We start from the raw sequence: 13171 nt of genomic DNA on the forward strand, positions 1-13171 counted from the left end.
GGTATTATCTTTCTCGTAAAGCGTTCTCTTTCGCTCTCAATATTGGTTTTAACCAATAACTGAGAACCGATTTTTCCCCTGTCATAATATCGACCACTACTTGCATTCCAGGAATAATGGTGAATTGTTCATTACTTTCTAACGTAATATTTGCTCGGTAATAAGCATGACCTTCGTCGTTTTTTAAAGCATCAGCACTCACATAGCTGACTGTTCCTTTAAGTCCTCCGTAAATAACGAAATCGTAAGCAGACAGCTTCACCGTAGCTTCTAACCCCGGCCGGATAAAAGCGATGTTTTGTGGCGAAATACGGGCCTCCACAATCAGTTCACTATTCAATGGAACAAGTTCCATAATGGGCTCGCCGGACTTCACAACGCCCCCAATGGTGCGTACAAAAATATCTTTTACGGTTCCATCTACTGGAGAAATTATCTGAGTGCGCTGTAATTGATCGGCTATTGCTTGCTGACTTTCATTAAGCTGCGCTAGCTTAGTTAGAACCTCATTCAGTTGCCCCTGAACTTCTGTGCGAAATGTCAGAGCGATCCCTCTTCGGTCAGCGACTGATTCAGAATAAGCCGCTTTCTGTTTCTGTGCTGCCGCTTTTGAACTCGATAAATCGCCACTGACTTTGATGACATCTCGATTGAGCTTGAACAGTTCAACTTCTGCAACCGCTCCGCTCTCGACCACGTCTTTCAACATATCTCGCTCTTTGGTAACAATCTTCAAACTGCTCTGTAATGTGTCGATAGTATTGAGCGTATCGTTGTATGCCTGTGCCTGCTGCTCAATTCTTAACTGCGCTTCTTCCAGTTCAGATTTAAGCTGATCAAGTCTCTCAACATAATTTGCTTTGGCATTCCAATAAGCGGGGTGACTTGTTTCGGCAACTTCAAATGGTTGAGGTTCAATGACAACCTGTTCTTGCCAATTTAAGTTAGCGTTGTTTACTTTTACCGTCTTTAATTCCACTTGTAATCGCTGTTTCTGAGCCAGTAATGAGTCAACCTGCTGGTTGGACTCTAAAAAGGACGATTTGAAGCGAGTATCATCAAGTATCGCTATGACTTCTCCTTTCCTTACTATCTGACCAGCGTTAACGTGTAATTGTTTTAATATTCCGCCTTCGAGGCTTTGAATCGTTTGAACTGAAAGAGAAGGGACCACTTCACCTTCACCGACAATGACTTCGTCCAATTGTGCCCAGGCAGCCCAGAAAATAGCCCCTGTAATCAATGCGGCTGATAACCAAATCAACTTCCTAGAACGATAAGCTAAATGAGCATTACTCCAACGAACGCTACTCATCCCTTGCCTCCCTCACGCACAATGGATACCGCTCGGATTCTATTTGAGGAATTGCCAACTGATTGCTGGGATAAAATGTCTTTCGCTGTTCCGTCTGAAACCACTTTCCCCTGATCCAATACGATAATTCTATGACAAAGAGCTAAGAACGAATGCTTATGTGAGCTGATGATCAACGTGATATCTTTAGGCATATTTTGTAGGGAGTTAAAGAGTACAGCTTCTGCATTTCGGTCCAAGTTATTTGTGGGTTCATCCATGACTAACATGGATGGCTGACGATACAATGCCCGAGCTAATGCGACAGCCTGACGTTGTCCACCGGACAAGAATCTTCCGCCCTCTCCAACTTGAGTCTCCATACCCTGAGACAAACGAGTCATATGATGATTTAATCCAGAAAGTTCAATCACCTTCTGCAATCTTGTCTGGTCAACAACACTGTATCCCAGCACAATATTTTCAATAATAGACCCGTAAACAAGTTGCGGATTTTGCCCAACCCAACCCGTATGACTTCTCAATAGATCAACAGGCCACAAGTGACTATCAATATTATCGAAATAGATAGTCCCCTGTGTGGGAGATAGCTGGTGAGTAATTAATGAAAGTAAGGTGGATTTACCCGCACCAGCATTGCCAACAATGCCGATTCTTTCCCCTTTCGTAACATTAATGGAAATATTTTTCACCGACTCGACAGGGCTACTCGAGTATTGAAAACTGACGTCCTCAAGACGAAAAGCCCCTTGAAAATCACCATTGGTAATAACCTGACTTCTATTGGTTTCCTGGGGAAGCTCAATAATTGAATTCAGCCCTTCAACAGCTGTTTTCGTTTGCTGATAACGCAGTAGCAGTATAGCAATATGATTAACAGCACTTGCTGCCCTTCCACTTAGCATCACGATTGCAATCAACCCTCCCATGCTAAGCTGACCTTCCGCGATTCGATAAACCCCTGTAACAATAAGTGCGATAGTAATGATCTGTTGGCTGGACTGGATTGAATAGGCCACAACATTTGAATAATGACGCGATAGATTTTGCCAATCAGACAAAGCTGAGACAGTGTTTTCCCAACGCTTTTGTGCGTTGCCTGTGGCATTATTCTGTTTTAGTTCAGTAATTGAAGACAAACAATCAAATAAATGTGCCTGCCTTTGTGTTGATAGCGTTGCGGTTTCGGTATGAGTTTTTTCTATTTTGGATTTCATGGCACTGCTTAATAGCAGTAATAAAAACATGACAGCGATAGGTATAGCCATCATCGTTCCACCTAACCAACCAATAAGAAGCAGGAACAGCGCCGTAAATGGTAGATCTACAACTGCAACCAGAGATGCGGAGGTGAAGAAATCGCGAACACTGTCAAAATCTTGCAGTTGCCTCGCAAAAGCACCTATTGATTGAGGACGGTGCTCAAGTTTCATCCCCATGACCTTAGAAAACAGTTGTGCAGATAGTTTGTTGTCTATGTATTTGCCTGCACTGTCAGTAACAATACCTCGGGCTTTACGTAACAGCCAATCAAAAACAACCACCAAGGACATGCCGACAACCAGAACCCATAGTGTGTTAAAGGCCTGATTTGGCACCACTCTGTCGTAAACATTCATTGTAAAAAGAGGAACGATCAATGCAAGAACATTGATCATCAATGAAGCAATCAGTAAATCCCGATACCAAGGACGCATCTCTTTTACTACGGAAAATAGCCAGTGCTCAGTCTTCTTCCGATGCAATGAGTCTACACGTTCATCTGTATACGTATTTGCGCTTACTTGCCATGCCTGTTGATTACACTGATTAAGTAGGTCCCGCTCGCTAAGCAGTTCCGTACAAATTTGGTCATCATTAAAAGATTGGACATGAAACCCTTCCGTATCGTATCCAGTAACAATGCTAGGTACTTGTGACCTAGTCGCAACCACTAGAGGAAAACTGGCATTTCTAGCTGAGTGAAGTTCAACAAGAGTGAGTTCTAAATCAGCCCGTTCTGCCATACGGATAAACAAATCGCTGTTAAGCTTTCCATCTTCTAATGGAATACCGGATATCAACTTTAAAGGATGATGACGCAATTCAAAATGCTGAACCAACCACAGTAACACGGATAACCACGGATCATTCTGAGTGTGCTTCTCTTGTTGAATTGTGGAATCCACTTGCATTATGAAACCCCACTGACAATTAAGTTATTGTCATCTATCATTTTCTGCAATATATCTGCTTCACTTGCTCCACTGGCGTCTGCTTGATAGAGGTCATCAAAAGTAACATTTTCTAATAAGATCTGCTGTTGAGTGCCCGATTGATCAGGTTTCAAATTGACAATAGTCCCTTCTGCGGTTTGTGTGAGATCCAGTTTATTATCAAGTTGAATGATGTCCGTTGCGGTAATAATCGCAGAAAGGTCGATCGTATCGTTGTCACCACCAGACAGTGAAATCTGAAAATCGCTGATCACATCAAATGAAGGGTTGAGGGTAGTACCTAACCCATCGGTATCGAAATAGAATTTATCATTACCGCTGCCTCCTATGAGTAAATCGTCAGCAGAACTGGCTAATATTGTAGAGTCACCTGTTTCTACTAACGAAACAAAAATTGTTTGAGCAAGTCCTGAGGCAGTTTGTTCACCAATGGATGCCATGGGTATAACGGTTAAAGAAAAATCGTCCGCTCCGGTATAACCACCGATGATAGACAAATCGGAGACATCGCTAAGCTCAACCGTGTAAACACCATTTTGGTAACTGCCGTGACTCAGTTCTAAACCTTGAGGTATCCCACTAATCGTGATTTGTCCCGTTTCCTGATCAGATGGGTGTACCAAATTCATATCTAATCCCAAGCCAATAACACCTGAAGCTTCCGCCACAATAGAATTATATTCAGCAGTCAAAATTGGCTCATCCGGCTCTGGAGTAATAGTAATGGTTAAGTCTGACGTTTCTGCTTCACCATACGCTTGCTCACTATTTCCCTGAACGACAGACTGATCGTAGGTTCTAACGCTGAGTGTGACATCCATCTGCCCAAATGCGTCGCCCGGTATGAAATCTAACCCATTGACTTCATCTGCTCTGACCAAAATAGTCGCTACGGCATTTCCGTTGGCATCAAGACTGAACAGTGCAAACTGATTTCCGATCCTAATGCGACCAAGCCCATCAAATGCCGAGGGGTCGGAGCTCGCATTCACTATCATCGACACTTCCAGATATTCATTGCTGTTGGTCTCAAAGCTTGAGGCAACAAAATCAATGTGAATAACTTCAGATTCACTGCCACTAATAGACTCAGAAACCTGATTTAACTCTACTGAATCCCCAACAGGCAACACGCCGACGGTAAATTCAGAGGTCGTGTAGTTATATAAATCCGTCCCAAGCTCTTGAGTAATCGCTTCCAAAGTTAAGGTTACATCACCACTGAAATCTAATGGTGGTAGCAGGTAAATATTGTCGAGTTGTTCTTGGGTGATTTGCCACTCGGTCTCATTGGCACTATTTGAACCATTATTCGGCAGTAACTCATAGGTTCCATTGTTATCCCACACCAATACGGCACCTTGTGGTACACCTTTGATAATGAGTGACATTGATTCGGAGCCATCTTGGTCAAAGAGTGAAGCTTTTAAGTTTCCTAAATAAATATAGTTGTCTTCATTCCCCGTCACATCTTCGGACACTAGATTGGCTTTATCAACAACAGGCTCCACAACTATTGTTACCGTTGTCTCCTTAGTCTGAGTATCGACAGCATTCTCACCACTTAAACAGCTGCCTGTAACTTCATCAGTGATATTAGCTTCAACTGTTAGCACAATTTCTCCACTGTAATGTTCAGCGGGGAGCACTTGTATTTCGTTTAAGCGACTGACATCCGTAATCGTCCATGTACCATCACCATTATCAGTGATTAACGCGTTATCTACTGCGCTAATACTTGCCCCATTTGATACCGATAAAGTCACCCAATTCACCGTTTCTTTACCGGTTGAAGACTCACCTTCACCGCGAATAATTTGGCTATCAGCGATGCTATCGCCTAGTATCAACTCGAGATTAAGTGTTGATACCGTATCTTCCTGAACCACGACGTTTGTAGGAGAAATCGTGATGTCATCAACCACAGGCGCGATTTGTATTGTGATTGTTTGTGCGGTTGTTTTGGTGTCACCATCACACGGCGCAGTTTCCGTTACTTCAATGGTAAAATTGATACAACCACTAAAGTCTTCGTCTACGCCCGTGATACGGATAGAATCTAATCCTGTGCCTGTCACTGAATAGCCTAGCAAGTTACCAGAGATATCATAAGCAGGCGTTACTCCCTCACCCTCTATTTCAACACCATCCGGTAATGAATCACTTGGAATAAAGAAAGAAACCAAATTGTCAGGTGAACTCTCGACATCAGAATTGAGATACTGGCCGACAGCAATATCTTCACCTTCTCGAGCGAGAATATCCTGCCCCTGAACGGAACCCGGTGTACCGGGGTCTGCACATCCGGTTCCATCTCCAGAGTTGCCCGTTATTTGTATCTGAAATTGATCAGTAATGTATTGTGAATCGCTGCCATCTTTAACATAAGCTTTAGCAGTGACATCTATCACTTCCGTATCAACAGAGCTCGATATTGTGGCACCCGCCAACAGATCCTGTGCCGTTTCCACAATGCTATCACTTGTAATATCCCCCATTGGAATTAACCAATTCCCATTCGCATCTTGTGATACGCCATTAGGATGCGAAACTACCAAATTGTAGTCGCCGGAGAATTGGAGAACGATATAGTCGATGTACTCAGACCCATCCAAATCCAGCTCGGTAAAAGTGACCCCACCGCTGATGTCTACGGGCGAACCGTCACTGCTAATAAACACATCTTCAGCACCATCGAGGCGGGTTTTGTCGACATCTTCACTACCGATATCAACCTTACCTTCAACTGTAACGGTTAAAGTTGCGGATAATTCTTTAACGTCAACGTCTCCCGTCGGTGACGTATCCGTAACCTGATAGCTGACTTCAACGTTAAATTCGCCACTTAAATCTTCACTAGCAATGACCGTTAATCTGCCGCTGTTTAATAACTCGTTAAGCGCCTGTGACGTGCCATCTAAAAGTGTGGAGAGGTCAAATGGCAACGAAGAAGCATTAATTTCTACATCGTCAAAATAAAGAGTTAGTTCATCGGGAAGTGAGACAATTGTATACCCTGTCAATGATTCACTACCGTCATTATCCTGATCGACAACAGGTTCAAGCTTCAATTTAATCCCATTGTCTTCGACTCCTTGGCTATGAATTACCAATCCGTCTTGCTGGTCCACAACAGGTGACACGTTCATTTCTACAGTCAGTGAGAATTCGCCTGAATCACCATCGGGTTCAGTCGAAACAACAGTTACTTTAAGCGTCAATTCACCACTAAAATCTGTCGCAGGTTTAAGGTAAGTATTGGCCAATTGAGAGTTAGATATCTGATAGGTTGGACCGTTTGTTGCATCGATATACGCCACAGCCAGCGAGACAGGAGCGCCATTGGAATCGACCAGTGAAGTCCCTTCAGGAATACCTGAAAGCAGAATGTTTATCTCTTCGGATTGGTCATCGTCGGAGGTATTAATAATGAAGTCGAGCTGTATCAAGTTGTCTTCATTAAGCGGTGAAGCGTTACTGATAATCTGCGTGCTGTTATCATACTGCCAATGTCCTTGCCCACCATCGACGACTTCAGGGACATCCACAACACCTTTCAAATGAATCTCAATAACTTGTGGGGCACTTTCCGCTGTTTCATTAATTGGGTCTAAACCATCTATCATTGATTCCGTTGAAATGGCCGTTACAGTAATCGACAAAGATTCTGTATACGAACTGATATCTTCTTTCGGTTGTAGGAGGGCTTGTGAATTTGCTAACGCCTGCGCGGTTACAAGATAAGTATTTGTCGCAACCAGTGTTATTCCGTTCCCAACAGGGAGTGTCCATCCATCCTGAACTTCAACTCTAAAACACAAGGTTTCAGAGCCATCAATATCGGTTAAACTCCCGACAATATAGCCATTAAGATCAATTACTTGATCTTCTAACCCCTTAATATTGCTTACAGATAGAGTTGGTGTGTCAGCATCCGGACTTACGTTAACAACAACCTGATGAGTGATGTCAGCCGTCTGGTCTGTCTCACTGTCGAAGACCGTTCCTGATTCAGTCGATACCGCTCTAATATCAAATGTAAATTGCCCCGCTACATTCTGCTCCGATGTTATTTCCATCTGGTTAAGCTGGGCTTGTGTATAACTTTTTCCTTCAATGATGGCACTACCATTCAATGTGATGATCAAGCCATCGGGAATATTGGATAATTCATAGTGAAGTGTTTCAGAGCCATCGATATCAAACAAATCCGCTACAATATTAAGTAAAGTAGCATCTCCCGAATCTTCTACAGTCTCATACGAAAACTCTGATTGGTCACTCCACTCTGGCGCATCAGCCACAGGGAGAATGTCTATGTCTACCGTGCTACCAGTATCTAAAATGACACCTTGAGGATTGGTGTCTGACGAAATTACCGCAGAAATTGCCAGAGAAACTGAAATTGTGTTGTTAGAAGCATTCACAAGTGGCTGATAAGTTAGTATGCCGTTGGCAACCGAAAAATTGCTTACACCTTTTAACTGTCCATCTGAATCTCTCAAGTTAATATAACCATCGTCATCATCATCGGTCAGAAGAACACCATCCAGATACAGTGAGCCACCTTGTAAAGAATCAACAGAAATACGGATTTCTTCTACGTGTTCGTTATCATCACTGTCACCAGCAAAGACACGGATCGGCAATTCCAGAGGATTAGGCAAACCACCATTATTTTCACCGTTATCCTCTAAGGTGCTTACGCCGACCGTGCGAATAAAACCTTCAAAATCCTTAAGTGTAAGCTCAACAGTACTGTTTGACTGGTCACCATCAGCATCAACAATGGTGACGACTAATTCGTCAAGTAACCCTCCAATAGGTGTGTTCACTATCAATTCGGTATTAAGAATGAAACTGCCGTCTTGGGACATCTCTAACGTTGCATATTGAGCGTTTCCATCACTGGTGTTAACCAGTGTAATAGTCCAAGTGCCGCCAGAAAATTCAGCGCTGCCAGTATCATATACCGTACCTTGATATTCCAGCTGAGTAATCACAGCGCCGTCTGCGCCATCAATATTTTTATGAACGCTAAACCAATTCCCTGAATATTCATCCCCCTCAGTTAACTCAATGGTTTGTTCGACAGAGCCTGGGACATCATCAATAACGGTAACCGTATAAGTTTGGGAGGATGAGCTGTCTCCATCTGCGTCAACAGCTGTAATAGAAAAATCAAGATGTAACTCATTCTCGTCAGACAAAACACCGCTTGGAGCCTGATGCATCAAAGCCTGATAGAGTTCAAACTCTACCGTGCCATCCAAATTGAAGCGAATGCGAAATACGTTTTGGTCGCTGTCATCCGTAGCGTAGTACCAACCTTGTGCATCTGCCGAGCCTATTGTTACTAAACTACCGCTGCTGGTCCTATAGTTCTGGGAGTTAAATTGCGAAACATCAACAGTAATATTCGCAACATCATCTGAACCTTTAACGATGCTTAGAGATGGAGAACTTTGTTCAGTTCCTCTATCTAGGTCATCATCCACTAAACCGTTCTCATTAACGGTAAGTCCATCATTGACGCTTAACTGCGGATTGGTTCCATCATAAACATTAATGTAAGAAACAGATGAAACTTCAGTACCATCGGAATCACGCGTCAATACAGGGACAGGAATTAGAATTTCATTTCCATCGCCATCTAGATGATCAATCGGCTGATACAACTCAATCGTTACAGCAACTTGTGCTGACTGCTCAGAACCAAGATAAAAGTCGCTTGGCAGCGTTATCTCAAAGACTTTAACACCACTATTTAGCACTGCATCATAGGTTCCATCACCGTTATCACGCCAGATTAGATTTTCACCATTATGAGTAACATCATTACCATTGCTGTCGACTACCGTTTCGCCATCACTGACAAGCAAACCTAAGTAAATAATAGGATCAAATGAAGCAGTCACAGTCACAGAGACATTTGCTGTGGAACTCACTCCAGCGGGAGTAATTGCGGTATCAATAGGAGCTTCAGATAATTCCACCGTGCCATTGGTAATAGCGGCATCACCGTTGTCATTATCGTTTACGGTAATATCCAGTTCTATTTGTGTCTTATCCAAGTCTGAATCTTCAGCGATGACCACAAGTGGAATAGAGACTGCACTACTATCACTTTGATCCAGAGCCCTATAGAGCTCAAAAGTGTATGTAACATCACTATCGTTCGTGATTGGCAAACTTGATGATAAGGAAGCCTGAAACACGTTGATGTGAGTGATACCATCACTATCGAGGATATATCCGATGATTGAAGCTCCATCTAACGAGACTGAATACAAAATCTCACTACCACCACTTGTTAACTGCGGCTGATTTGCATCACTAAAATAAAGTCCATCAACATAGTCACTTCCGATAGTGACATTGAAGCTACCATCATGACTAACGCTACCAGACGTCAAATCGGATTCATCAGCCTCTACAACGATCGCGTTTACTAAAGCCTGATTGGCACCATCTTGAATGACATAAGTGAACTGGTTACTGATTAAAGTAGAGTTATCGATGTCGCGAGCATTAATAGTTAAAGGTAACTCAACCAGATCACCACTTTGAAATTGATCGATTGGGTATTGAAGGTTCAGCTCTACCGAAGCAATAACATTGTTACCAGAAACAGCACCACTCAATGACAAACTGAAAACTGTCATACCATTAACTGAAGCTATGATTTCAGTGCCCGTTTCGTTCAGTTCATAACTCAAAGCTTCATTGGATAAAGAACTCGTCAAACCTAGCGCCTGAAGGCGAACTAAGGATACTTGATTAAACTGCAGTGATTCTGGATCTGGATTGTCTGAGCCACCAACAATATTCGTTGTTCCTATAGCCGATAAGTGGGTATCAGATAAGTTGACTTCGACAGCACTGACCGTGCTTTTTTCCACGTACCCTGGTTGGCCATCAACAATAGTAATCGTTGCTGTCGCTGTACCATAATCGATAGAGGTATCTGCGGCTACATAGTCAAAAGTAACGACTTGTTCAATAGAATTATCTAAATTTCGAGATGCTTCAAAAACCCAATCGCCATTTGAGTAAACGGTTAGTTCACCTTTACTTAATGAGAAAGTGACTGAACCTCCGTGAGGCACCGTTTTTTGTTCTCCGCCAGCCTCAACAATTCGAACATATAACGCGCCATCAAAATCGATATCATTTACCAGCACATTGCCTGACGATGTTTGATCTTCAATTACCGAATAAGTCTCATCATGAATGATGGGGTCTGAATCATAAATGGTAATTGGTAGCCGTGCTAAAACTGTTTCTTCTGTACCATCTAAATCTGATTGTACACTTTTAATAATGATAGCCGTGACCAAATCATCATCGTTTATGTCGTGATCAACGGCTTGGTAAAACGTAATAGTGACCGTGCCGTCGCCGTTAATTTTCGCATCAAACACTGTCCGGCCATCTGATGAGATTCCTACCAGAGTTTGTCCATCGGGCGATACCACAGGGTCTATCGTCTGTCCGAGCGACGTCATCAATCCAATGACCGACTGATCTTCATTAAAGCTAAGTTCACCATTCTCGATATTGATATTTGAAGTACTGGATTGTTGGCCGTAAAAACCAATGATATTTTCGGAAAACGATTCGGAATCAGGCAGAATGATTGTAGGCATCGTGTCAAGAACCGTATTACCAGCGACATCCTGAACTTCCGCTTCAATAAACCATGTCGCGGTTTGATTCAGTTGTTGAATATCGATATCGTTTATTACCCAGTTTCCTGAGGCATCAACATTTCCGGAAAAAGTTAAGATATTGGTACCATCAGAAACCCGTAAGGTAACAGACAGACCTTCAGCTACCCCACTTGTCGTCCCTCTCATTTCCGTAATCAAACCTTGACGGAAATTGGCAATACCCAAACCACTTTCTATATAGATGTCTGTATTTATATCGATCGTTGGTAAGGTAGCATCAATGGTTGTCGCACTATCGGATGCTGACGCAGGGTTACCCGCTATATCACCTGAAGAAACACTGACTGTAATAGGTCCGTCGTCCAACGACGTGAGGTCTTTATTTTCAATTCTCCAATTACCACTGTTGACTACAGCGGAGTAAGTAACAAATGCACCGTTAATATCAGTGATAGTAATGGTTACAGATTGACCATCCTCAATATTCGCAACAGAGCCAAAGAAAGTAGCGGCAGCTCTTTCTTCTATATTGAGATACCCGTCACCACCATCATCAACATCCGCATTGATAGCCGCAACGGTGTCTTTCACTATTGTTCCAGTTGCAACAGCTGGGTTACCACTTATATCGACAGTTTCTACCGTAACTGTAAGAATACCTTCTGAAAAATCATCAAGGTTAATGTTCTCAATTTCCCAGCGCCCACCAGAGACAATGGAATTAAACCTCAAAATATTACCGTCATCATCCTTAACGGATATCGCTATTGGCTGCCCATCTTCGACTTGAACAATAAAACCCCTTATAGTCGTGGCATCAATCTCAAACTGATTGAGATACTCATCACCATTACCATCAAAACCCGCGCTAATCGCAGCCAAAGTGTCTTTAACAGTGGTATCAGTTGCAGATAGGTTAGTTTCGAACACATCACTCACTCGGGCTCGAACCTCTAATGGACCTTCTGCAAGTGAAGAAAGATCCACTCCAGATACTTGGTATCGTTCATTTTGTACTTTTGCTGTCGCTGTAACAAAATTACCCTTTTGGTCTAGGACTTGAATATTAACAATCCAGTTATCTCGGATATCTATGGCGTCGCCACGAATCGTTACGCTGGGAACTTCGAACCGATTCTCATACCCATCCCCACCATCGAGGATAGTTACCGTCAATGTCGCAGATTCGTTTAGACGCTCAGGAGGAGAAGGACGCTGAGTAAAAGAGGCATTCACGTCATTTTCAAAAGGACGTGTTTCGTAACCCGAAAACACCAATGTTTCAGGCAGAATTGCTTCAAGAAATATGGAAAAACTTGCGCTATCTGATGAATCATCGCCACTATTGTTTTGAGTGGAATCAGTTGTTACTGGGAGTTGGGAAGAGCTAGAAAGTCGAGACAAAATTTCTTGAACGTCAACTTCAATAGTATCGCTAGTAATTTGAGCGACATTCCCTTCTCCTATTTCTTGTGAGGTAATGACCACTGTTTCTATGTTAGGATTCAAAAACTCAGTGGTCGAGACTTCCTTCCAAGAACCATCGCTGAGCACTTGCCAAAGTACGTTTCCTACTTGGATATACAATATCGGTTCCATCTGACATTCCTAAATCATCCAAAAAACAAGACATTAAAATACAAAACACTTACAAAAATAATGAGAATAATATTAAACCAATATTTCAATATTAAAATAACCACAATTAAAATAATGACATTTGATAGACAAGGTTTTCAAGTAACTATATTTTTAGAAGATTACACCACTATAAAACAATAGTAGAAAAAATACGGATAGGCAAAAAAATCATACTTACCATAAGCTTAACCAATTTAACTACAATTCTATAGATATAAACCTTTGTTTAGTTTTTAGTTTAATTAAATCATGATTTAGTTAAGACTTCTCTAATAAACAATTAAAAACAATAATAAACACCCTCTATGGAATCAAGTTAAAAATAT

The 13171-nt window shown here is 42.2% G+C and carries 3 protein-coding genes; all 3 read right to left on the minus strand.

Annotated elements, in window-relative coordinates; translation table 11 throughout:
* Window positions 1-4: 4 nt before the first annotated feature.
* The 3 genes from AAGA51_RS19805 to AAGA51_RS19815 are packed head-to-tail and all read right to left on the minus strand — an operon-like array spanning window position 5 to window position 12803.
* Window positions 5-1315, minus strand: coding sequence for an HlyD family type I secretion periplasmic adaptor subunit (locus AAGA51_RS19805; RefSeq protein WP_042485747.1), 1311 nt, complete (start codon window positions 1313-1315; stop codon window positions 5-7).
* Window positions 1312-3489 carry a type I secretion system permease/ATPase gene (locus AAGA51_RS19810; RefSeq protein ID WP_042485742.1) on the minus strand — a complete coding sequence of 726 codons (2178 nt, stop codon included), beginning with the start codon at window positions 3487-3489 and terminating at the stop codon, window positions 1312-1314. The genes AAGA51_RS19805 and AAGA51_RS19810 overlap by 4 nt, the downstream gene beginning before the upstream one ends.
* A complete protein-coding gene (locus AAGA51_RS19815; RefSeq protein ID WP_042485739.1) occupies window positions 3489-12803 on the minus strand; it encodes an Ig-like domain-containing protein in 9315 nt (3104 codons plus the stop codon). The genes AAGA51_RS19810 and AAGA51_RS19815 overlap by 1 nt, the downstream gene beginning before the upstream one ends.
* Window positions 12804-13171 lie beyond the last annotated feature (368 nt).

This window comes from Vibrio diazotrophicus (assembly GCF_038452265.1).
GTDB lineage: Bacteria > Pseudomonadota > Gammaproteobacteria > Enterobacterales > Vibrionaceae > Vibrio > Vibrio diazotrophicus.

What these genes read in the sequence shown, in the direction of transcription:
- AAGA51_RS19815 (WP_042485739.1), bottom strand. Translation starts at nt 12,803, where the DNA reads ATGGAACCGATATTGTATATCCAAGTAGGAAACGTACTTTGGCAAGTG.
- AAGA51_RS19810 (WP_042485742.1), bottom strand. Translation starts at nt 3,489, where the DNA reads ATGCAAGTGGATTCCACAATTCAACAAGAGAAGCACACTCAGAATGAT.
- AAGA51_RS19805 (WP_042485747.1), bottom strand. Translation starts at nt 1,315, where the DNA reads ATGAGTAGCGTTCGTTGGAGTAATGCTCATTTAGCTTATCGTTCTAGG.